Source organism: Streptomyces sp. NBC_00464 (genome assembly GCF_036013915.1).
Classification (GTDB): Bacteria; Actinomycetota; Actinomycetes; order Streptomycetales; family Streptomycetaceae; genus Streptomyces.
Window position 1 is genome coordinate 4,049,530 of the sequence record NZ_CP107899.1, and the last position, 21,975, is coordinate 4,071,504.

The 21,975-nt window shown below is 67.9% G+C and carries 19 protein-coding genes, 1 tRNA gene and 5 pseudogenes; 9 read left to right on the plus strand and 16 right to left on the minus strand.

The genetic code is table 11. From position 1 onward, the window contains the following. Positions 1–4 precede the first annotated feature (4 nt). A pseudogene (locus tag OG912_RS18250) lies at positions 5–1,158 on the plus strand (IS256 family transposase). A gap of 48 nt (positions 1,159–1,206) precedes the next feature. On the opposite strand, the gene OG912_RS18255 reads toward OG912_RS18250, so the two are convergent. The 8 genes and pseudogenes from OG912_RS18255 to OG912_RS18290 form a co-directional block, all read right to left on the minus strand. Then, positions 1,207–2,157, minus strand: a complete 951-nt coding sequence (locus tag OG912_RS18255) for a methylenetetrahydrofolate reductase (protein ID WP_327710290.1) — start codon at positions 2,155–2,157, stop codon at positions 1,207–1,209. Between the two features lie 248 nt (positions 2,158–2,405). Then, positions 2,406–2,747 (minus strand): annotated as a pseudogene (locus OG912_RS18260) (hypothetical protein); the annotation flags it as partial. Positions 2,748–2,874: 127 nt separating this feature from the next. Then, a pseudogene (locus tag OG912_RS18265) lies at positions 2,875–3,521 on the minus strand (nucleotidyl transferase AbiEii/AbiGii toxin family protein). Continuing rightward, positions 3,518–3,865, minus strand: a complete 348-nt coding sequence (locus tag OG912_RS18270; RefSeq protein ID WP_327710291.1) for a transcriptional regulator — start codon at positions 3,863–3,865, stop codon at positions 3,518–3,520. Before OG912_RS18270 ends, OG912_RS18265 begins: the two are co-directional and overlap by 4 nt. A gap of 367 nt (positions 3,866–4,232) precedes the next feature. Beyond that, the gene (locus OG912_RS18275; protein WP_327710292.1) at positions 4,233–4,550 is read right to left on the minus strand and encodes a hypothetical protein; all 318 of its coding nucleotides are present in this window, start codon (positions 4,548–4,550) and stop codon (positions 4,233–4,235) included. Further along, positions 4,547–4,912, minus strand: coding sequence for a hypothetical protein (locus OG912_RS18280; RefSeq protein ID WP_306070704.1), 366 nt, complete (start codon positions 4,910–4,912; stop codon positions 4,547–4,549). The genes OG912_RS18275 and OG912_RS18280 overlap by 4 nt, the downstream gene beginning before the upstream one ends. A 50-nt stretch (positions 4,913–4,962) precedes the next feature. Then, entirely contained in the window at positions 4,963–5,136 is a 174-nt protein-coding gene (locus tag OG912_RS18285) for a type II toxin-antitoxin system Phd/YefM family antitoxin (RefSeq protein ID WP_327710293.1), read from the minus strand. Between the two features lie 366 nt (positions 5,137–5,502). Beyond that, a pseudogene (locus OG912_RS18290) lies at positions 5,503–5,741 on the minus strand (hypothetical protein). A 226-nt stretch (positions 5,742–5,967) separates the two neighbouring features. Here OG912_RS18290 and OG912_RS18295 point away from each other — a divergent pair. Further along, the gene (locus tag OG912_RS18295) at positions 5,968–6,642 is read left to right on the plus strand and encodes a HalD/BesD family halogenase (RefSeq protein ID WP_327710294.1); all 675 of its coding nucleotides are present in this window, start codon (positions 5,968–5,970) and stop codon (positions 6,640–6,642) included. A 51-nt stretch (positions 6,643–6,693) separates the two neighbouring features. On the opposite strand, the gene OG912_RS18300 is transcribed toward OG912_RS18295, so the two are convergent. Next, the gene (locus tag OG912_RS18300; RefSeq protein ID WP_327710295.1) at positions 6,694–7,533 is read right to left on the minus strand and encodes an IS5 family transposase; all 840 of its coding nucleotides are present in this window, start codon (positions 7,531–7,533) and stop codon (positions 6,694–6,696) included. A 480-nt stretch (positions 7,534–8,013) separates the two neighbouring features. Next, a complete protein-coding gene (locus tag OG912_RS18305; RefSeq protein ID WP_327710296.1) occupies positions 8,014–8,988 on the minus strand; it encodes an SGNH/GDSL hydrolase family protein in 975 nt (324 codons plus the stop codon). Between the two features lie 465 nt (positions 8,989–9,453). Here OG912_RS18305 and OG912_RS18310 point away from each other — a divergent pair, with 465 nt between their 5' ends. Then, a complete protein-coding gene (locus OG912_RS18310; protein WP_327710297.1) occupies positions 9,454–10,254 on the plus strand; it encodes a bestrophin-like domain in 801 nt (266 codons plus the stop codon). A 183-nt stretch (positions 10,255–10,437) separates the two neighbouring features. Here the strand turns inward: OG912_RS18310 and OG912_RS18315 are convergent, their stop codons facing one another. After that, complete coding sequence (locus tag OG912_RS18315; RefSeq protein WP_327710298.1) at positions 10,438–11,502, minus strand: 5-methyltetrahydropteroyltriglutamate--homocysteine methyltransferase; 1,065 nt, start codon at positions 11,500–11,502, stop codon at positions 10,438–10,440. Between the two features lie 598 nt (positions 11,503–12,100). Here OG912_RS18315 and OG912_RS18320 point away from each other — a divergent pair. The 3 genes from OG912_RS18320 to OG912_RS18330 all read left to right on the plus strand — a co-directional run bounded on the left by OG912_RS18320 (position 12,101) and on the right by OG912_RS18330 (position 14,207). After that, positions 12,101–12,493 carry a hypothetical protein gene (locus OG912_RS18320; protein ID WP_327710299.1) on the plus strand — a complete coding sequence of 131 codons (393 nt, stop codon included), beginning with the start codon at positions 12,101–12,103 and terminating at the stop codon, positions 12,491–12,493. A 272-nt stretch (positions 12,494–12,765) separates the two neighbouring features. After that, positions 12,766–13,500, plus strand: a complete 735-nt coding sequence (uppS, locus tag OG912_RS18325; RefSeq protein WP_327710300.1) for a polyprenyl diphosphate synthase — start codon at positions 12,766–12,768, stop codon at positions 13,498–13,500. 29 nt (positions 13,501–13,529) lie between these two features. Further along, on the plus strand, positions 13,530–14,207 hold the full coding sequence (locus OG912_RS18330) for a hypothetical protein (protein WP_327710301.1): 678 nt from the start codon (positions 13,530–13,532) through the stop codon (positions 14,205–14,207). 92 nt (positions 14,208–14,299) lie between these two features. On the opposite strand, the gene OG912_RS18335 is transcribed toward OG912_RS18330, so the two are convergent. Beyond that, on the minus strand, positions 14,300–14,440 hold the full coding sequence (locus OG912_RS18335; RefSeq protein ID WP_327710302.1) for a hypothetical protein: 141 nt from the start codon (positions 14,438–14,440) through the stop codon (positions 14,300–14,302). Positions 14,441–14,998: 558 nt separating this feature from the next. Here OG912_RS18335 and OG912_RS18345 point away from each other — a divergent pair. Beyond that, positions 14,999–15,259 (plus strand): annotated as a pseudogene (locus tag OG912_RS18345) (tyrosine-type recombinase/integrase); the annotation flags it as partial. 217 nt (positions 15,260–15,476) lie between these two features. On the opposite strand, the gene OG912_RS18350 reads toward OG912_RS18345, so the two are convergent. Further along, positions 15,477–15,550, minus strand: a tRNA-Gly gene (locus OG912_RS18350). A 509-nt stretch (positions 15,551–16,059) separates the two neighbouring features. Here OG912_RS18350 and dcd point away from each other — a divergent pair. Together dcd and OG912_RS18360 are read left to right on the plus strand one after the other, a co-directional pair. Beyond that, a complete protein-coding gene (dcd, locus tag OG912_RS18355; RefSeq protein ID WP_136326616.1) occupies positions 16,060–16,635 on the plus strand; it encodes a dCTP deaminase in 576 nt (191 codons plus the stop codon). A gap of 6 nt (positions 16,636–16,641) precedes the next feature. Next, a complete protein-coding gene (locus OG912_RS18360; RefSeq protein ID WP_326737201.1) occupies positions 16,642–17,142 on the plus strand; it encodes a phosphoribosyltransferase in 501 nt (166 codons plus the stop codon). A gap of 95 nt (positions 17,143–17,237) precedes the next feature. On the opposite strand, the gene OG912_RS18365 is transcribed toward OG912_RS18360, so the two are convergent. The 3 genes from OG912_RS18365 to OG912_RS18375 all read right to left on the minus strand — a co-directional run bounded on the left by OG912_RS18365 (position 17,238) and on the right by OG912_RS18375 (position 21,913). Further along, positions 17,238–18,176 (minus strand): Yip1 family protein, encoded by a 939-nt coding sequence (locus tag OG912_RS18365; RefSeq protein ID WP_326737200.1) that lies wholly within the window; start codon positions 18,174–18,176, stop codon positions 17,238–17,240. Between the two features lie 109 nt (positions 18,177–18,285). Continuing rightward, entirely contained in the window at positions 18,286–19,482 is a 1,197-nt protein-coding gene (locus OG912_RS18370; RefSeq protein ID WP_443060987.1) for an FG-GAP repeat domain-containing protein, read from the minus strand. Between the two features lie 163 nt (positions 19,483–19,645). Next, positions 19,646–21,913: a (Fe-S)-binding protein gene (locus tag OG912_RS18375; RefSeq protein ID WP_327710303.1), complete on the minus strand. Its 2,268-nt coding sequence runs from the start codon at positions 21,911–21,913 to the stop codon at positions 19,646–19,648. Positions 21,914–21,975 lie beyond the last annotated feature (62 nt).

A 21,975-nucleotide genomic window follows, 5' to 3' on the forward strand; every position in this document is an offset into this window, starting at 1 on the left:
GCCCGTGCTCAGCGTAGTCAACGAAGACGGCACCACCGAGGCCGGTTCCCTGATTGACGAGATCGTCCGGGAGGGCGCGAGGCAGATGCTAGCCGCCGCGCTGGAGGCGGAAGTTGACCAGTACATAGCCGAGCTCGCCGGGCAGCGGGACGAGGCCGGTCGCCGACTGGTGGTCCGTAACGGCCGGCACCGTCCCCGAACGGTGACAACGGCCGCCGGGCCCGTCGAGGTCGCGGCCCCGCGTGTGAACGACAAGCGCGTCGACGAGGCCACCGGTGAGCGCAAGCGGTTCTCCTCGAAGATCCTCCCGCCGTGGTGCCGAAAGTCCCCGAAGATCAGCGAGGTCCTGCCGCTGCTCCACCTCCACGGCCTGTCCTCCGGCGACTTCGTGCCCGCAATGGAACAGTTCCTGGGTTCTTCGGCCGGCCTGTCGCCAGCCACCGTGACGCGGCTGACGAAGCAGTGGACCGCTGACCACGCCGAGTTCCAGCGCCGCGACCTGGCCGAATCCGATTACGTCTACGTCTGGGCCGACGGCGTCCACCCCAAGATCCGCCTGTCCGAGACGCACTCCTGCGGGACTGCCGCCGACGCGGCATGCGCGACCCGATGCTCATGGTCGGTGACGGCGCGATGGGCCTGTGGCGGGCACTGGCGGAGGTGTTTCCGCAGGCCAGGCACCAGAGGTGTTGGGTTCACAAGACCCGCAATGTCATGAACGCGTTGCCGAGGTCCGCGCAGCCCGGCGCGAAGAAGGCTCTCCAGGAGATCTACAACGCTGAGGACCGCACGCACGCGGACAAGGCGGTCAAGGCGTTCGAGAAGACGTACGGGGCGAAGTGGCCCAAGGCCGTCAAGAAGATCACCGGCGAGGTCGACGAGCTGCTGGCGTTCTACGACTTCCCCGCGGAGCATTGGGTCCATCTGCGCACGACAAATCCGATTGAATCGACTTTCAGCACGGTCAAGCTTCGAACCAAGGTCACCCGCGGGGCCGGCAGCCTGGCCGCTGCCCTCGCGATGGTCTTCAAGCTCGTCGAGTCCGCCCAGGCCCGATGGCGCGCGGTCAACGCGCCTCACCTGGTCTCCCTGGTCCGTGTCGGAGCCTGCTTCGAGAAGGGAGTCCTCGTCGAGCGTGAGGAAGTCACAGCAGCCTGAGCTACGTCATGATCAGAGAACTTGACACCTGCACGTTCATGGCCGGCCTCATACGGATGGTCGACCGCGCCCGAGCAGTCCGCTCACCTCGCCGGCGAGGGCGACCGAGGCATCGATCTCGACTTTGCGGATCGATACGCTCTCCACGAGGAAGCCGAACGGCATGCCGAGCCTGCGGCAGAAGGCGACCAGGTCACGGGCGTTGGCCAAGCAGTGCTCGTACGACTCGGCCAGGGTGTCGTCGGCGTGGAGCAGCGAGTTCTCAATCCAGCGTGGCACGTCGACTCCGAGCCATTTGAGGAACGTCAGCGTCTTCACAGAGCCGCATACCGAGAGCGTGAACACGACGGGCTTGGGTGTGAGCCGCCGCTCGCGGCAGGCGTAGTAGTAGTCGGAGACCATGCTCTTCACCGCGTCGGCGTTGTAGACGACCTGCGAGATGAAGTACGCGCATCCCGCCTCCTGCTTGGCGAGCAGCCGCAGATGCTCGTCGGGCCGCTCGGTGATGGCGACGCCGCCGAGCAGCAGCTCCGGGCGGACGTCGCGGCGCAGGGCCTGCGCCTCGGACAGGCGGGTCCGCACCGTCTTGTCTTTCGAGGCCGCACCGACGAAGACGCTGAGCACTCGGTCAGTGTCGGCCATCTGCAGCCAAGTCCGCAGCTCCGCCTCGGGGTACTTGCCGACGCACCGGTAGATAACCGCAGGGCGGTTCCACTCGCCGAGGAATTCCGCGTGGTAGTCGGCGGGGTCCATGGTCGGCAGGTATGGAAACGGCCGCTCCGCAGGATTGCGGTCGCTCTCGTCGTCGATGTCGTAGAGCGCCAGCCCGTCCAGGTCGAGGAAGTCCAACCGTGCCAACGTGGCCGCGGTGATCTCCCGTATCCGCTCGGGAGCGGTGCTCAGACGCGGCGGCGTGATGCCGAACAGCAGGATGCCGCTCTCGGCGTCGGCGTTGGTCACCAGCGTCCGGAGAGCCGTGCTGTCTCTGTGGTCGATCATGTCGCGGAAGCTACCAGCTCATTCACCAGGCAGCAGGCGAACGCCGCTCTGTGAGACCGGATTCGACCGCTCTTGCCCGAGGGAACCAAAACAAGGCTCCGATGGAACGACCGCGTTGATCAGATCCACAGGATTTGACAATAACTCCTAACCGGCCGCCGCCCGGCTGTGTGGCCAATGGTGATCGCCGGGTGGTCACCATCAGTATTCGGTTGCGCCGATGGGCTGGTGGCAGACGCAGCAGGCTGGCTCTCGGGGCGGAGGAAGCTGTACTCATCCAGAAGCCGAGTGGACTCCTCGGGGTCCTCGGACTTGGCGGCGCGGGCTTCGAGGTCGCGAAGGTGCGAGTCGAGGACGGGATTCCGCGCAATGGCGTACTGCGTCCACCACAGGCGCATGAAGGCGGGCACGGGGGTGATGTTGAAGGCGTCGCCGATGACGCGCTTCCAGTGCGCCTCAAAGTCCGGGAGGAGGTGCGGAGTGTGTTCCTGAATCGCCAACCGAAGCACTTGAGGCGTGTGTTCGGGCATGGGCGGCAACCGCAGGGGTTCCCCCTCGTACCCATCGAAGTGGAGTGCGTGGGCGGGCATGGTTCGTGCTCCTTGGTGTGGAGGGTGGTTCAGGCCGCCTCGCGTCGGTCCTCGTGCGACTCGTGCTCGCGGGCCATGTGGCCTGGCGTGCACCGTGCTGAGCGCATCCGGCCTCCATGCGGCCCCATTAGTCTTCGTGCGGAGTCTCCAGCTCTTGGAGCCGTTCGCCGATGTCGGTGGCCCATGCCTGCGCCCACTGGCGCAGCCCGGTGATCGCTTGTTCGTCGAGCCCGTAGGCGCCGAATTCCGTGTCGTCGATCCAGTCGGCTCCCAGGTCGAAGGAGTCGCGGGCGTGGCGTCGACCGAGCTCTTCGAGGTCGATATGGCTCCAGCGTTTCGCGGCAGCCTGTACGTCGATCAGGTCCCTGGCGAGTCCGCGGTCGAAGAGTGCACGAACTTTGGTTCCGACGACGTCTTCGAGGGACAGCACCAATCCGTGGTCGGTGTGTACGGGCGGTCGCCAGAGCGCTTCCTTGAGGATGTCGACCTCGCACTTTTCGTGACTGACCGGATCGGTGACGATCAGGCGTGCGGAGAGCGGGTCTGTTTCCAGAGCGCTGACCTGCCACCCGTGTCGTTCCAGGCCGGCGCGCACGGCAGCAGCGATGTCCTCCATGCGATCGGGGTTCTCGGTCGCTACGTCGAGGTCCTGGCTGAGCCGGTCGACCAGGCCGTGCGCCTGAACTGCGTAGCCGCCGGTCAGCGCCAGGGGTAGGCACCGCCCACGGCGAGTACATCAGCGAGCAGGCGACGGTGCAGATCGGTGAGATTCACGCAGCAGCCTGGGCGTTGTGAGCCAGCTCGTCGAAGGAGTGTTCCCAGACTTCACGGACATCACGACTGATCAGTGTGCGCAGTGTGGGCCACAAGCTGACGAGGAGGCCCCGGTTGAGGTACCGGACCAGGTCGTCATGCTGGCCCTCGGCCAACACGATGCGGTAATAGCTCATCCGCAGCCGTGGCTGGTCGAGGTCGAACATGGTCAGCCCCGACCATGCCAGGTGAAGTGGCAGGCGCACCGTGCCGTGCTCGGGGCCGACAAGCTCGGAGAGCGCTGTGGGCAGGCGCCGGGCGAACTTGGCGCGACGGAGATCGGAAAGGCTGGGCTGCGATGCCATATGTCGATTATCCAGGGAGAGGCCACCGAAGCCGACCGGACGCATCCAAGATGACCCGAACAAAGAAGCCCCGGGCCGCTGGCCTGGGGCTTTCATGTGGAGCGGGTGACGAGAATCGAACTCGCGCTCTGAGCTTGGGAATCAACGGTTCTTGGACAGCCAAAACCGACCTGACCTGCAGGTTCGACTGGAGGGCGCGAGGCCGGTGTGGTCTCTGCGTGCCGCACTTGACCGCTGTTGTCCGCTCCGAAGGGCACGGATGGGGCACACCGACGGGAGGTCATCAACCTGAGGTGATGTGCCGAAGCGGTGGCAGGAAGCGGAAGCCTCCCGTGGTGCGGACGCCGCGGTGACGCAGGCCTCAGGCTCAGAAGGCTTCGGTGACGACGATCTGTGGGTCGGCGTGGCGGCGCATGAAGGTGTAGATGAGCCAGCCGCGTCCGCCGGCCAGGTCCACGATGTGGGGACCACCGGGGCTCGTGGAGGCCAGCGGTCGGACGGTCATCCAGTGCGGGAGCGAGACGTCAGCGTCGATTCCCCGGAAGTACGGGTCTTCAGCGGTGATCAGTTCCGCACGAGCACTCATGACCAGGTCACTGCCTTCGGCAGGCATGCTTTGGAAGTCGTGCTGTGCCTGCTTCGTCCAGTCCATCTGCCAGGGCGGCCGGAGTGGTTCGTCGATCACTCTCCGGGCTTCCTCTCGGCGGCTTCGTGCCGGAGGCGGCTGTACTCCTCCAGGAGCTGGATGGACTCCTCGGGGTCGTCGGACTCGGCTGCGCGGGCTTCGAGATCGCGAAGGTGCGAGTCGAGAACGGGATTTCGTGCGATGGCGTACTGCGTCCACCACAGGCGCATGAAGGCAGGCACGGGGGTGATGCTGAAGGCGTCACCAATGACGCGCTTCCAGTGGGCCTCGAAGTCCGGGAGGAGGTGCGGGGCGTGTTCCTGAATGGCCAACCTGAGTGCCTGGGGCGTGCGTTCGGGCATCGGCGGCAACCGCAGGGGTTCCCCCTCGTACCCATCGAAGTGGAGTGCATGGGCGGGCATGGTTCGGGCTCCTCGACGTGAAGGGTGGGTCAGGCCGCCCCGTGCCGGTCCTAGTGCGACTGGTGCCGACGGGCCATCTCCTCGAACCACTCGGCCGGCACCAGGTAGGCGACCGTCTTCCCTTTGCGGGTGATGGCGGCGGCCTCACCGGCGATCCGGGTCCGGTCCAGGATCTCGCCCATCCCTTTGCGCAAGTCGATGGTTGTGTAGGTCTTCGTCTCCATACACTGAAGCATATAACAACTATCATAGTTGACATATATGCTCTAGAGGTGCTGGCGACCCGAAGGGGCCGACGGGCGCGCTGGGTGCATAACGGGCACACAGGGCACTCTCGATCGGGCTTGAACAACAACAAAGCCCCGGCCGCTGGCCTGGGGCTTCTGGTGGAGCGGGTGACGAGAATCGAACTCGCGCTCTGAGCTTGGGAATCACCGTCGCCCAGCCCGATCAGCTGGCTTCTGACCTGGGGAAACAGCCCCCGGTGTGGCCTCCTGGGCGGGCGTGGTGACACCCGTGTCGACCGCTGTTCACCGCTCCGAAGGGCACGGATGGGGCACGGGCCGACGAAGGCCGTTCAGGGGTGCGGGCTAGTTCCCCGAGTGGTCGATGACGTTGCCGTTGGAGCAGTTGTTCAGTGGTTTCCGGTCCAGTCGCTGAGCGCCGGCACCACGGCCAGCTCCTGGATGCACACGTCGGCGGCGGTGAAGTTCCAGTTGTTGGCGGCGTTGACGCCGCTGCCGAAGTTGGAGTCGTTGTCGGCGTGGGCGGGGGCTGCGAGGGCGACGCCGGCGAGGACCAGTGCCGCGACAGAAACGATCTTCTTCATGGCCTGAGAACGACCTACGGGAATCGGCGATACGTCCGTTCACTCTCCTGCCCGTACCGGAACGGGGGCACTTCGCCCGGTCATCGACCGGTGGCGCCGGCCTCCGTCGCACGGCGGCCCCGGCTACTTGGCCGGGGTCGGCGTTTCGCAGCCCCGCACCCTCTGTATGCAGGCAGACAGGGCCGAGGTGGGTTTGTCCTCCGCGCGTGTGAGGGATGCATCGGCCGTGTTGTCCTTTCCCCTCCCCGCACGTCGGGAGTCGCTGCGCCGTCGGTTCTCCGACGACGGATACGTCACCCTGCCCCGGCTCGTCAGCCCCGTCGGGCTCGCGACGCTCGCCTCGGAAGCGCGTCGGCTGGAGGCCGATGCGGCGCGGCGGGACTTCCGCATGCCGTGCATGGCGGACAGCCCCCGGCACATGACCACGCTCGGCGGACACCGGATCGCGCACGCTTCACCGGTCATCGCACGTCTCTACGAGGACCGGGATCTGATGCGGCTGCTCTCCTCGCTCCTGGGCGAGGCGGTCGTCGCCGTGCACGACCCCGTCGAACGACACGTTCTGAACGTCTTGCACCGGCCCGGGGACACCCACGGTGCGCATACCGACGACTACCCGCTCGCTCTCGTTCTCTTCCTTGAGGCCCCGCCGCACCCCGCCGACGGCGGACTGCTGGAGTTCCACCCTGGCCGCGGAGACCTCGATGCCCTCGGCGCGCCCGGTGCCCGGCGCGTGCACCACCGGCCCGGCGACGGTTACCTCCTGCGCAGCGACCTCACCGCCCACCGCGTCACCCCGCTCGGGCGTCCAGGAGTCCGGCGTACGGTGCTCAACTTCGCGTACACGACGCCGGGCCGGCAGGGCGTGACCAGCTCGTCCGCGTCCCTCCTCTACGACTGAGAGGGTGTTTCGTCCCGTTGTTTCATCCCTGATTGCGCGGTTGTGGATGGTTCACGCTCCGCGCCATGTTGGGGTGGATTCTGCGGTGAGTCTGCGGGTCATGAGGTTGATCATCGCAAGGTGGATCATGGCTTCGGACCGGTGTGGATGGGCTTCGTAGTCGCGGGCCAGGCGTCGGTGGTTCATGAGCCATCCCAGGGTCCGCTCGACGGTCCATCGGCGGGGTAGAACGGTAAAGCCCCTGGTGGTGGGGTCGCGGCGGACTATGTGCATGTCGATGCCGAGGGTGGCGGCGTGCTCGACGAGGTGCTGGCGGTAGCCGCCGTCGACCCAGGTTTTGCGGATGGTGGGATGCTCGGCGGCGATCTGTTCGATGAGGGTTCGGCTGGCGGTCGAGTCCTGCACGCTGGCCGCGGTGACCAGTACGCCGAGGAGGAGTCCGACGGTGTCGATGACGATGCTCCGCTTGCGGCCGACGATCTTCTTGCCCGCGTCGATGCCTTGCCCGGTGGCGGGGACGTTGGTGGAGGTCTTGATGCTCTGGGAGTCGATGACGCAGGCGGTTGGTTCGTCGTCCCGGCCTTCCTGCCTGCGGACTTGGCGGCGGAGGAGGCTGTTGAGCTGGTCGAATACGCCTTCTTCCTGCCAGCGAGCGAAGTAAGCGTAGACGGTGTTCCAGTGGGGGTGGTCGTGCGGCAGATAGCGCCAGGGGATCCCGGTGCGGTTCACATAGAGGACCGCGTCCAGCAGGCTTCGCAGGTCGTGATTCGGTGGCCTGCCGATGTCCAGCCCGCGGCCTCGGCGCTCTGCCCGCCATGCGGTCAGGACCGGCTCCACCGAATCCCATCGGGCATCGGAGAGGTCGCTTGGATAGCGACGACGCTCAGTCATGATTCTGGAGTACCGGCCGACTGCGGACCCGGCCCAGGCGCATGCATCAGGCGCGCGAAGCGCACGGTGCACGACAGCGCGTCCTGGGATGAAACAGGAGGAGTGCGGGCGAGACTACGGCATCAGAGCCCCACCAGCACCACCGGGACCTCGAGAAGCACCCATCTCATCAAAGCCGAGTCACATAGCATCTGAAACCACAGCAACAGAGGCGTAAACACCCTCTGAGTGCCTGTTTTCGAACCCCGGACAGGCAGGTCAAGGGCTGCTGGTCTGGATGGGCACCTTGTGCAAGCGTTCGGGGAACGGTCACGGTGACCGTTCCCCGAACGGGAGTCTTTGCGGCTGGTGTGGCACGAGGGTGGGAGCGACGAATGCCGCACGTTGACGGCGGTCAAGGCCACCCGGGGCACTCCGAGGAGGCCGGAAGCTTGCGTGCCCGGAACGGTGGGCGGGACGGCTCCCCGGGAGTGCAGTTGCTCAGTTGATGCCCAGGGCGTTCAGGATGGCCGCGGAGACGTGGTCGGCGGCGTTCTTGTGGCCCTTGGTGTTGGGGTGGACGAAGGCCACCTTGGTCGGGAAGTAGCTGAAGATGCCTTCGACCCATTTGCCGGCGTCGCAGGCGCTGTGGTTCCGGGTGGAGTCGGTGAGGTCGACGAACGCGTCGCCGTGGTCACCGGCCGCCTTTTCGATGGCCTTGTTGAGGGGCCCCTGGACGTCGTCGCGGAGCCAGTCCAGGTCGCCCGGGGTGATCGAGGCGAATTGCTCCCAGTCGTTGTACCGGCACTTGGTCGTGTCCTGGGGGATGACCGTGGGGTAGCCGACGTTGATGACCTTCGCGTGGGGGGCGCGCTTGTGGACGGTGGCGAGCATCTCGTCGTAGTCGCTGCTCACCTTGGCCAGCCGGCCGGGGATGTTGCCGGCCAACTCGTCCCGGCACGGTGTGCCCACGCCGCCGCTGTCCTGGTCCAGTTGCAGGCAGGTGAAGAGGATGTCGGCGAATCGGAGGGTGTTGCCGCCTGCGCCGACGGTGACCACGTCGGTGCCGGAGTTCACCGCCCCGGACTGGGGAGGCACCGGCAGGAACGGGTATTCCGGGTCCTCGGAGAAGGGCGGCAGGTGACGGCCGATCGGGTTCTGGGCGTTGTCGGTGATGTCCTCGATGGTGGCCGCGCCGCAGCTGACGTTGGTCAGATCGATCAGTGAGCCCAGATCTCGCTCAATGACCTGGGGGTAGGACTGGTCGGTGCGCTCGCATCCGTCCCGGGGGACCTCGAAGGTGTCGCCGGCCGCCGGGATCACTCCGGCAGTGTAGGAGTCACCCATGGCGACCCACTGGTAGGACTGCGCCGCGGCCGCCGGGGTTGAGCCGGCGAGCTGTACCGGGACGAGGGCACCCGCCGCCAGAGCCACGGTGCAGCCCAGTACAGCCAGTCGGGCACGAGTGTTTGTCATAGATCCTCCGTAAGTGCGGTATTTGCAGCTTCGCGATCTTACAAGGAGAGTCACTCAAAGAACTCGCTTAGCTACAGAGTGTCACTATTGGTGTGGGTCCTCCTGGACGCCCACGGACCAGGACACAGGGAAGCCGTCCGCTCAACCGTCTCTGTGACGCCTGAGCGAACGGCTTCCCTGCGAGCAATTCCGATCCAAAGCGCTGCGACCTGTGGGTTCCAAGTTCAGGAACAGGCTGTGAGGTGCCGCCCGGTCGGGGCCGACGCGGGCCGGCGGAGAGCTGACCGGGTCGGGGGCATCGCCGCCCGGGGCGGTCCGGGCGTGAGGCTCTCCGGCGGAAGGGGCATCGCTCGTTCGGGGCGAGGTGACGTGTCCGCTGTTCCGGGCGGCGGGCGTTGCGGGACGTATCCCCGTGCCCCGCACACCGGGGGCTTCCCCGTATCCCACCCGGAGGGTGTCCGTCCCGTGGTTCTCGTCATCGTCGTTGCCGCACTGGCCCTGCTCGCCGGCCTCGCCGCCAACCGCTGGCTGCGGCCACGCCTCCTCAGCGAGGACGACGACGCGGGCATGGCCGTCAAGGACCTGGTCGGCCCCCTGCTGACCCTGACGGTGCTCCTGCTCGCCTTCGTCCTCGTCACCGCCAACGGCTCCTACGGCAAGGCCGAGGTCGCCTCGCGCGGCGAGGCCCGAGCCGTCGACCAGCTCGTCGAGGCCGCCGAATACGCGCCCGAAGGACCGCGATCCGAGATCCAGGCGGACGCCGTCTGCTACGCCCGTGCCGTACGCGTCCAGGAGTGGCCCGCCATGGCCGACGGCAACGGCTCGCCGGCCCCCAGCGTCTGGTCCACCGACTTCCGCCGCGTCTTCCGCGAGGTGGAGGGCAAGCCGGTCTTCGGCATGCTGGTGGCCGCCGACAACAAGCGCTCGGAGGAGCGCGAGGAACGCCTCACCCAGGCCACCGCGAGCATCCCCAGCGCGATCCTCTGGTTCCTGCTGGCCACCCTGGTGATCACCGTGGTGGCGCTCGGCGTCTGCCTGCCCCGCCGCAACAACCGAGGGCAGATCATCACCCTCACCGTCATCACCGCGCTGCTCACCGCCACCCTGTGCATCATCCGCGACGTCGACCGCCCCTTCGGCGGCATCATCGACGTCCAGCCCACGGCCATCACCGAGGCCGAACGCCAGGCGACCCGCGACTTCCTTACCCGCCACACCCCCGCCGACCTGCCCTGCGACGACCAGGGCAACCGCCGCACCGTCTGATGAGGCAGGGCTCCGTGCTCACCCAGTTCCCGGCCAAGGGCAGCGCCCGGAGCCGCTTCGCGACATCCCCGGTCGCGTCGTCGAGCATGCCGGCGGACCGTCGTCGTAGGGATGCCTTCCCGACCGCCTGGGCGTACGGGTCGCTGCTGCCGCAGGCCACCTGGCTGCGGGGCCGGTCGCGACTCAGGAGTTCAGGGCTGTCGCGGCGAGTGCGGTGCCTTCCACACGGGCGCGGATCTTGGCGAACGCGGTCTCACGCGAGGTCGATTGGTCGTCGGCGAACGGCGCGAAGCCGGCGTCGTCGCACGTGCCCAGCCGGTCCACCGGGAGGTGGCGGGCGGCCGCCAGCACTCGGTCGCGTACCTCCTGGGGGGTCTCCACCCGCGGGTCGATCGGGTCGGTTACCCCGATGAAGACCCGCGCATGGCCGGGCAGGTGGTCGGCGATGACGCGCAGGACCCGGTCTGGGTCGCCTTCGCCGGCCAGTTGCAGGTAGAAGTTGCCGACGGTGAGCTGGAGCAGCTTCGGCAGCAGGCCGAGGTAGTCGACGTCGAGGCTGTGGGTGGAGTCCTGGTCGGCACCGGGGCCGGTGTAGACGCCGATCCTGGCGTGCTCGGCCGGGGTGAACCGGGACAGCACTCGGAGGTTCAGGGCGATGAAGTGATCCAGCAGCCCTCCGCTCGGGTCCAGCTTCAGGGACAGACGGGCCTCCTCGAAGTCCAGTTGGACGACGTGGGCGCCCGCGTCCAGGCAGCCGCGGATGTCCGTCTCCGCCTCGTTCACCAGGTCCTCGAGGAACTGCTCACGCGAGTAGCCGGTGATCCCGGCCGCCGGGTAGAGCAGGCTCAGCGCCGAGGGGGCGACGACGGCCTGCTTCACCGGAACCTTCGCGTGCCGTCGCGCGGCCCGCAGGTACTCGTCGGCATGGGTCTTGTAGCGGAACGGGCCGGAGGCCAAGCCGGGCAACTGCCGCTGGTGCCCGTCGGCGAAGGGGATGACGACCCCGTCAGCGGACAGGTTCGACAGCCCCTCGACCGGATACGTGAGGAAGCTGTGCTTACTCTGCTCGCCGTCGGTGACGACCGGCGACCCGATCGCCTCCAGAGTCTCGATGGTGTCGCAGACGGCCTGCTCCTGGATCGCCGCGAGCTTCGCGCCGTCGAGACGGCCGGCCTCGAAGGCAGCCATCGCGGTCAGCAGTTCGGGGGAGCGGGGCAAGCTGCCGATGAGTTCAGTGGGAATGGTCACGGCGGCAGCGTAGAAGGACAAACAGCGCAGACCTTTCTGAACTCATGCACAACACCGCATCGGCCACTTTCGGAGTAACGAGACCTCTTCGCATTGACCCCGCCGGTGCGGGGAGTGACACGGCACGCGCCGCGTCCTGCTCTATGCGAACCAGTTCACAGCTCAGACCGCCGACCACTCACTGTGACATTCGCGGCCAGGTGGCTCCCCGTCAGGTGGTCGCCGGAAGGGGCCTCAAAACTGGCCGTCAACACCTTGTCCGGGCGGCACCCGAGAGTCCGCACTTTGATGATCATCAGCGTGCGATGGCCCGGCTCCTCCAGCAACACCCACCGCCGTGGTGTCGATGGTGGGGCCGGGGGTTGAGCGCTGCCTCGGGGCTTTGATGCGGCGGTTGCCGCCGAGATCAATCGCGTATCGGTCCTCAACTCCGCGGACCCGGGCCCGCGCAGGGGGCTGTTCGGGTGGTTGCGGAGACCATGATCATCCGCAGGGGTGAATGCGGTTGGGACGCGGTGCGGCCCGCGGGAGGGAATGGGGTGTGCCCGGTTTTCCGCCGGGCCGTAACTTGCCCAGAAAGGGCACGATTCACATGCGCATGCGTACCAAGCTGGTCCTGGCCGGCCTCGGCGTCGCCACCGTCGGCGCCACCCTCGGCGGGATCGCGATGGCCGCCGATCCCACCTCCAACACCGTGGCCCCCTACGCCCAGGCCGCGGCCACCGTCAACTCGAACGGCAACATCGCCCAGAAGACCAACACCGTCACCTCGGTCAGCAACCCCACCACCGGCTCGTACTGCGTCGTACTGGCATCGGGCGTTCAGGCGTCCAAGTCCATCCCGATGGCCACCCTCAGCAACACCGCCACCCGGGGCAGCGGCGTCCGCGTCTCTCGCAACGACTCCTCCTGCCCGGCCAACTCCATCCGCGTGACCACCAGCACCGACGGGGCAGTGGCGAACCAACCGTTCTACCTGCTCATCCCGTAACAGCCGCATGCGACGGTGTCCCGTCCGGGTTCTCCCCGGACGGGACACCGTCGCACGCGCCCGGCCGGCAGGACACGCGTCCTTGTCACGGACCTCGAAACCCTCGGTACGGCGCTGCCCTCCGCGCCGCGTCGCGTCGCGGGAAGTCACGCGGCACAGGAGTGGCACCGGGTCCCGGGAGCAGTTCCCTGGTCGCACACAGTGCCGTGTCCTTCTTGCTCCTGGGCCTGTTGCCTTTCTGACTTTGCCATTTCCTCCGGTTGGGAGCCGCCATGACCGAACCGTCTCTACTCGCCGCCTCTGTGCGCCCGGGAGTGCCGGCGCATGTCGCTCTCGTTCTCGACGGCAATCGGCGCTGGGCTGCCCAGCGTGGTCTCAGCGTGGCCGAGGGGCACCGCAGTGGGATCGGGAAGATCCCTGATGTCCTGGAGTGGTGCGAGGAGGAAGGGGTCGCCATGGTGACGCAGTGGATCCTGTCCATCAGGAACCTCCAGCGCGGCCCCCAGGAGCTCGCCGATCTCTACCAGTCGTTCATCAGCCTGTGTGAGCGTCTCGCCGAGGCGCAGCGCTGGCGGGTCCGGGTGATCGGTGCCCTGGAGTTGTTGCCGCCGCCTGTCGCGGCCGCGTTCGAGGACGTGCAGCGGCGCACCGAGCAGGTGGAGGGGGTGCAGGCCAATATCGCTGTGGCCTACGACGGTCGGCGGGAGATCGTCGCCGCGGCCCGGTCCCTGGCTCAGAAGTACCGCGGCCGCGGGCCGCAGGAGTCGGTCGGGGATCTGTCGTGGTGGGAGGGGGAGTTCGCGTCCCATCTGGGCACGGCGGGACTGGCGGACCCGGACCTGGTGATCCGCACCTCGGGCGAGCAGCGTCTGTCGGGGTATCTGACGTGGCAGACAACGCAGTCGGAGTTGTACTTCTGTGAGCGGCTGTGGCCGGATTTCACCCGGGAAGACCTGTGTGAGGCGCTGGACAGTTACGCCTCGCGACAGCGTCGGCTGGGACTGTAGGCCCGACGATGCCGCAAAGGAAGAAGTCCATGACCGCCACACCGCCTGACGGCCCCGTGCTCTCGGACACACACGAACACCCGCACCCACGCCGGCCGGAAGGGCAGCCCGGCCACCCTGAGGGGGGCAGGCACACGGACCGTACGACCGTGGCCCGGACGGTCACGGACGTACTCCAACCGCGCAACGTCCTGCTCGTGGGCATGCCGGGCATCGGGCTGGCCGCCGCCGGCGACTGGAGCGGCATCCCCTGGGGGCTGCTCGGCGCCCTGTGCGCCGGGATCGTTCCCGCCGCCTACATCGAGTGGGAACGCAAACGCGGCACCTGGGGCGACCGCAACATCGTCGACCGCACCAAACGGCCCCCGATCTTCGCGGTCATCCTGGCCTCCATCGGCCTCGGCTCGGTCATCATGATCCTCGGCCACGCCCCCACCGGGATCCTCCTGGCGATGCTCGCCCTGTGGGCGATGACCGTCGTCCTGCTGGCCGTCAACCACGTCTGGAAGATCAGCGTCGACAGCGCCGTCGCCTCCGCGATCCCCGCGATGCTCGCCGTGGTCCACACCCCGTGGTGGCTCCTCGCCTACGGCCTGACCCTCGCCGTGTGCTGGTCCCGCGTCGCACTCACCTACCACAGCATCGCCCAGACCGCGGCCGGTGCCGGCGTCGGCGCCACCACCGCAGCCGCATTCCTCCTGACCTAGCGCCGCCCCATCGCCCTCTGAGTTCATCCTTGTTGACCGAGGGAAAGACACCCTGCTTCTCTCCCAGTTCGGCCGGCTGCGTGCTGGTCCGCTCACACGTTCAGGGGTGGGGGAACGCCGTCCTCGGTGAGGTGATCGAGGGCAAGTCGGCCGTCGACGCGATCGCGGCTGTCAGCACAGGCACCAAGAACGGGCGCGCGGATGCCCTGGATGAGGACGTCGTCATCCAGCACGCTGAGATCATCGGGTAGGGACATGCCCTCCGGCGTCTGCACCAGCCCGCCAGCCGGTCACTCGGCGGGCGGGCCCGTCAGAGAGCCGCAGCCGACGGCCTGATCAAGGCTTGGCGCACGGCCCGCCGCGAGTACGAGAACCTCGCCAGCGCGCTCACGCCGCGGATGATCGTTCTCGCGGTAGCGGGGTTCCCCGAGGCCGGTACCGGCCGCACATGCCGCCGTGGCGCCGCACGAACTGGGACCGGCCGGGCCACGCCCGGGGCGCGGCCCCGAAGAAGCCGTCCGGGCGGCGGCTCACTCCGGGGCTGCGGGGCGTCAGCCGCCGACGGTGAAGCTGAGGGTGTGGTCAGCCCGGCCTTGTCCCGGGCCCGGCGCCACTTGCGGCCGAACGTGGTGCCGCGCAGTACCGCTCCCCTCTCACCAACGAAGACGAGCCCGTCCACACCCGGCTGGGCGAACCACTCCAGATGCCGGCGGACGTCCTCGTGGAGGAATGACGGCAGCACGATCTCCCGTCGGCCCGCGCGGGACTTGGGAGCGCCGACCACGCGGTGACGGCACACAGGCAACACACTCGCGGCCGACACCGGTGCCAAGCTCAAGGACCTCATGGTCCGAGCCGGCCAGTCCTCCGAGCGCGCGCAGCTTATCTACCAGCACTCCACCAAGGAACACCAGCGCAAGCTTGCCGCCAACATCGATCTCGACGTACGCCGCCAGCAGTCGGCTGGAGCCCCGGGGCATGGCGGGTCGACCGTTCACCCGCTGGTGCCACGTCCGCCCGGACCGTCCGCCCCACGGGCTGCACGGCGTTGATCGCGCAGGAGCAGGCAGTCCGCACTGTGCGTGTGACGCAGGGCACTTGGAAGGGATCTCGCGCTGCGGGACCCGGTAGTGGAGCGCTCGCTCTCAGGGGTGACGGATCCACTATTGGTGCAGATGGGACGGGTCGTTATGGCACGCGAATGGCACGAGCCCTAAAAATGGTCTAGACAATAAACAAGGCCCTGGTCTCCGACCAGGGCCTTCATCATGGAGCGGGTGACGAGAATCGAACTCGCGCTCTGAGCTTGGGAAGCTCATGTTCTACCATTAAACTACACCCGCGTAACGCACCGGCCGATCAGCCGCGCATCGTCACACACTGTACCCCATCGCGGACCCCCCGAGGCGTGAGCCCCGGTGTGAGGCGTGGTGGGGGTTCGGTCGGGCGGGGCTGGGGGTGGACGGGGGTGTGTCGGGCGGGAGTTGGGGGCGTAGCGTGAGTGGTCGGAGTGCCGCGTGCGGCGGCGTCCCGTTCATCCCCTAATGTGGCTTTCTCGTCCACGGCTTGATGGGGAAGGGACTTGATGGACTCCATGGAGCGCACCGTCGTCCGCTGTGCCGAAGGGCACGTTTTCGCTACCGCCTCGTTCCCGATGCAGCAGCTCGGGTCCGGGCGGATCGGTCCCGGGCGGCTTATCCGCTGTCCTCGTTGTGCGCGGTTGCGGCATGCCGTGCCTGTGGGGTTCGAGGAGCGGTAGAAGAGCGAGCGGCAGGGGTCTGCGGGAGCAGGCGACAGGCGCGCGGGGCGGCCCGATGGGGGCGGGCCCGCGCGTTCTGCGTATCCTCGGTGGGTGCTTCTCTCAGACAAGGACATCCGGGCCGAGATCGACGCCGGACGCGTACGTATTGATCCTTTCGATGCGTCGATGGTGCAGCCGTCGAGCATCGATGTGAGGCTCGACCGCTATTTCCGGGTGTTCGAGAACCACCGCTATCCGCATATCGATCCGGCCGTCGAACAGGCCGATCTGACCCGTACCGTCGAGCCGGACGGGGACGAGGCGTTCATCCTGCACCCCGGTGAGTTCGTGCTCGCCTCGACGTACGAGGTCATCTCGCTGCCCGACGATCTCGCTTCGCGGCTGGAGGGCAAGAGCTCGCTCGGCCGGCTCGGGCTGGTGACGCATTCGACGGCCGGGTTCATCGACCCCGGGTTCTCCGGGCACGTGACTCTGGAGCTGTCGAACCTGGCGACGCTGCCGATCAAGCTCTGGCCGGGGATGAAGATCGGTCAGCTGTGCATGTTCCGGCTGAGTTCGCCGTCGGAGTTCCCGTACGGCTCCGAGCGGTACGGGTCGCGGTACCAGGGGCAGCGTGGGCCGACGGCTTCGCGTTCCTTCATGAACTTCCACCGGACGCAGGTGTGATGCCCGGTGAGTGACGACGTACGGGAGAACCTGACGTACGACGGCTTCGGGCATGCCGTGCGGGAGCTGGCGCAGGCCGTGGCGGATGACGGGTACGAGCCGGATGTGGTGCTGAGCATCGCGCGCGGCGGGGTCTTCGTCGCCGGCGGTCTGGCGTACGCGCTGGACTGCAAGAACATTCACCTGGTGAACGTGGAGTTCTACACCGGTGTGGGTACCACGCTGGAAATGCCCGTCATGCTGGCGCCCGTGCCCAACGCCATCGATTTCTCGGACAAGAAGGTCCTGATCGCCGACGATGTCGCCGATACCGGGAAGACGCTGAAGCTGGTGCGTGACTTCTGTATCGATCATGTCGCCGAGGTGCGTTCCGCCGTGATCTACGAGAAGTCGCATTCGCTCGTGAAGTGCGAGTACGTGTGGAAGAAGACCGATCGCTGGATCAACTTCCCGTGGAGCGTGGAGAAGCCCGTCGTGCGGCGCAGCGGGCAGGTTCTCGACGCCTGACCGGTTTCGGGAGCGCGCAGCGAGGAACCCCCGGGGCCTTCGATGGCCCCGGGGGTTCCTTCGTTTCCGTCAGGTGTTTCTCGCAGGTGTTTCTCTCAGATCGTGCCCAGTTTGAGGATCGAGACCAGGGCGAGCAGCTGGATCGCCGACGCGCCCAGGGCCTTCGGCCACGGCAGGTCGTGGGACTTGCTCACCATCGAGGTGAACAGGGCCGCCGCGGCCAGCCAGGTGAGCCAGCCGAGGATCTGGACCAGGGAGTTCTCGCCGCCCAGGAAGAGCGCGAAGATCAGGCGTGGGGCGTCCGTGATCGACATGATCAGCATGGAGAGGCCCACGGTCGGCTGCCACGCGCCGTCGCCGCCGAGCTGGCGGGCGAGGGTGTGGGTGACCGCGCCGAGCACCAGGCCGCCGAGCACGAAGCCGATGCCCGTGATGACGACGTAGGGGATGGCGTTGCCGACCGGTGCGTTGATCGCGTCGTCGCGGGCCTGGTCGAAGCCGAACAGCGCCAGCAGGCCGTAGAGGAACGTGACGATGAGCGCCGGGCCCCAGACGGGGTAGTCGCGCATCTGCCAGAACGTCGGGCCGGGGCGCGTCACGATGCCGCTCAGCAGCTGCTTCCAGTGCAGTCGAGGACCCGAGGGCTGGGCGGGGGCCTGGCCGGCGCGGTAGGTGTTGCCGTCGCCGTACTGGTCCTCGTCGATGCTGAAGGCCTGGGTATGACCGGGGCTGTTCGCGTACGGGTCGCCCTGGTGGGGCTGCGGAGCGTGGGGGTGCGGAGCGTGCGGGTGCTGCTGCGGGTACGGGTCGGCGAAGTATTCGGGCTCGTCGGCTCCGCCGCCCTGGTAGCCGCCACCGTTGTAACCGTTGTTGTATCCGGCGTTGTGCGGGGCTCCACCGCCTCCCGTCGGCGGCCATTGCTGCTGTCCGTACGGCGGTGGTGCCTGATTGCCGTACGGCTGCTGCCGCGGTTGCTGCTGCGCTTGCTGCGGGGTGCGGTTGTCCCGGCCGCGTCCGATCCTGAATCCAGCCACGTAATCGAACGTACCTGGTCCGCGCGGGTCGGGTGGGCGGGGCGGGGGAACTGGGCCGCCTTTGCCGCCTACCTGTGACATCCCCTAAGGGAACCCTGGGGGGTTGTCCTCAGCCCGCTGTGAACAGGGCGCTGGTGAACGTGATCAGCGGGCGGTCCGGCGTCGCCGCCGGGTACAGCGCGATCAGGTCCGCCGTTTCGCCCCGGTGCGTGCGGACCACGGTGTCGGGCTTCCTGTCGCCGTCGAAGTCCGCGTACCGCTGGAGCAGGTTCGTTTCTGCGCGGGACGCGGCGGGGCGGCCGGCGGTCTTGCGCAGGGGGGCCGTCGGGAGGCCTGTGGCCGGGGTCCCGAAGCGGTACGGGCCGCCCGGGCGGCCCGGTCCGTCGGGGCCGCCGAGCAGCAGCGCGCCCCTGGCGGCGGTGCCGGGCTCGTGGGGGAGGGCGGTGTACACCAGGTCGTCATACCCGTCGCCGTTCGTATCCGCCCGGGGCTCGGGGGCGGACAGGGCGGGGCCGGCCCCCGGGATCGTGCCGCCGGCGGCGTGCGGGCGGCCGTCGCGGGTGAAGGGGCCTCGCAGGAAGCTCAACCGGCCCGAGCTCGCCGTCACGGCCAGGTCCGGCTTCCTGTCGCCGTCGAAGTCGCCGCAGACGGGGTGGTCCGGCCAGGCGTTGCCGAAGCGGGCCCGGTCCGGGATGCGCAGGGTGACCGCCTTGCCGGTGAGGCCGGCGGGGGAGCCGAAGAGGATCTGCAGCGGCACGGGCGGGCGGCCGATGCCGTTGTACGGAGGGTCGGTGGCCACGATCAGATCGGTGAAGCCGTCCTGGTCCAGGTCGCACGACGCCTCGGCGTCGAACGCCGCGGGGAGGGTGTCGCCGGACTTGGCGGCGTTCGTGTGCGCGCTGAGCAGCTGGCGTGCCGAGGGGTCGAGGCCGCGGCTGGCGGAGCCGTACACGATGCCGATCCCGGCGTCGTCGCCGTGGCTGTCGGCCGCCGGCTTCACCAGGTCGTCGAGGACGAGATCGCGGTGGCCGTCGCCGTTGAAGTCGTCGGGGGTGTGGCTGCCGGTGCCGTGCGGGACGGCGTGGCGCTCGGCGCCCGCCAGGCCGGACAGGGCGGTGGGCGGGGTGTCGCCGTTCTTGGGCGCCGAGGAGGCGGGGGAGCCCGCGCAGGCCGTCAGCAGGAGGACGCAGGCGCAGAGGCCGCCGATGGCCGCGGTGGCTGCCGCGCCGGGTGTTCGTCCGGTTCGCGCCGTCGCCGTCGCCGCCGAAGTCGCTGTTGCTGTCGCCCTTGCGATGCGTATCCGCACGGGATACCTCCGAATACGTACTCCCGCAGGAATACCTCGTACGTACGTCTCGGCCGTCCCGGCCGTCCCACATCATGCGCCACCCGAGCCGCAGAGCAGAAGCGGCCGGTCCTGCCCCCGAGGCAGGTCCGGCCGCTTGTGCAACGCGGTGGCGCGGTTCCGGTTACTTCGCCGGTTCCGGCTCCGGCGCGTCCGCCGCTTCCGGTTCGCCCGCCGGGTCGGCCGGGGTCTTCACGGAGTCGAGCAGCAGCTGCGACACGTCGACCACCTGGATCGACTCCTTCGCCTTGCCGTCGTTCTTCTTGCCGTTGACCGAGTCGGTCAGCATGACGAGGCAGAACGGGCAGGCGGTGGAGACGATGTCCGGGTTGAGGGAGAGGGCCTCGTCGACGCGCTCGTTGTTGATGCGCTTGCCGATCCGCTCCTCCATCCACATCCGGGCACCGCCGGCGCCGCAGCAGAAGCCGCGCTCCTTGTGGCGGTGCATCTCCTCGTTCCGCAGACCCGGGACCTTCGCGATGATCTCGCGCGGGGGCGTGTAGATCTTGTTGTGACGGCCCAGGTAGCAGGGGTCGTGGTACGTGATCAGGCCCTCGACCGGGGTCACCGGGATCAGCTTGCCCTCGTCCACCAGATGCTGGAGCAGCTGCGTGTGGTGGATGACCTCGTACTCGCCGCCGAGCTGCGGGTACTCGTTCGCGATGGTGTTGAAGCAGTGCGGGCAGGTGGCGACGATCTTCTTCGTCGCCTTCGCCTTCTTTGTGGAGTCGTCCTCGTCGTCCTCGCCGAACGCCATGTTCAGCATCGCGACGTTCTCCTGGCCGAGCTGCTGGAACAGCGGCTCGTTGCCCAGGCGGCGGGCCGAGTCACCCGTGCACTTCTCGTCGCCGCCCATGATCGCGAACTTGACGCCCGCGATGTGGAGGAGCTCCGCGAAGGCCTTCGTGGTCTTCTTGGCCCGGTCCTCCAGGGCGCCGGCGCAGCCGACCCAGTAGAGGTAGTCGACCTCGGTGAGGTCCTCGACGTCCTTCCCGACGATCGGGACCTCGAAGTCGACCTCCTTGGTCCACTCGACGCGCTGCTTCTTGGCAAGACCCCAGGGGTTGCCCTTCTTCTCCAGGTTCTTGAGCATCGTGCCCGCCTCGGACGGGAACGCGGACTCGATCATCACCTGGTAGCGGCGCATGTCGACGATGTGGTCGATGTGCTCGATGTCGACCGGGCACTGCTCCACGCACGCACCGCAGGTGGTGCAGGACCAGAGGACGTCCGGGTCGATGACGCCGTTCTCCTCGACCGTGCCGATCAGCGGGCGCTCGGCCTCGGCGAGGGCGGCCGCGGGGACGTCCTTCAGGGCCTCGGCCGAAGCCTTCTCGTTGCCCTCCATGTCCTTGCCGCCGCCGGCCAGCAGATACGGGGCCTTGGCGTGCGCGTGGTCGCGCAGGGACATGATCAGCAGCTTCGGGGAGAGCGGCTTGCCCGTGTTCCAGGCGGGGCACTGCGACTGGCAGCGGCCGCACTCCGTACACGTGGAGAAGTCGAGGATGCCCTTCCAGGAGAACTGCTCGACCTGGGAGACACCGAAGACGGCGTCCTCGGCCGGGTCCTCCCAGTCGATCTCCTGGCCGCCCGAGGTCATCGGCTGGAGTGCTCCCAGCGCGACCTCGCCGTCGGCGTTCCGCTTGAACCAGATGTTCGGGAAGCCGAGGAAGCGGTGCCAGGCGACACCCATGTTGGTGTTGAGCGAGACCGTGATCATCCAGATCAGCGAGACGCCGATCTTGACCATCGCGGTGAAGTAGATGAGGTTCTGCAGCGTGCCGAGTGCGAGTCCCTTGAAGGCGAGGACCAGCGGGTACGAGACGAAGTACGCGGCCTCGTAGCCCTCGACGTGGTGGATCGCGCCCTCGAGACCGCGCAGGGTCAGGATCGCCAGGCCGATGACGAGGATCACGTACTCGACGAAGTACGCCTGCCAGGCCTTCGAGCCCGCGAACCGCGACTTGCGGCCGGCCCGGGAGGGGAGGTTCAGCAGCCGGATGGCGATCAGCACGAGGATGCCGACCGTCGTCATCAGGCCGATGAACTCGATGTAGAGCTCGAACGGCAGCCATTCACCGATGATCGGCAGCACCCAGTCGGCCTTGAAGAGCTGTCCGTACGCCTGGAGCAGCGTCGGCGGCAGCGTCAGGAAGCCGATGGCGACGAACCAGTGCGCGAAGCCCACGATGCCCCACCGGTTCATCCGGGTGTGGCCGAGGAACTCCTTGACCAGGGTGATCGTGCGCTGCTTGGGGTCGTCGGTGCGGCTGCCTGCCGGTACCGGCTGTCCGAGGCGGACGAACCGGTAGATCTGCGCGACCGCTCGGGCGATGAGCGCAACGCCGACGACGGTCAGCACCAGCGACACGATGATCGCGGCGAGTTGCATGTAGGGGCTCCTCGGGCCTGCGAGGGTGGGATCCAGCGATGAATGATGCTTACCAAGCGGTG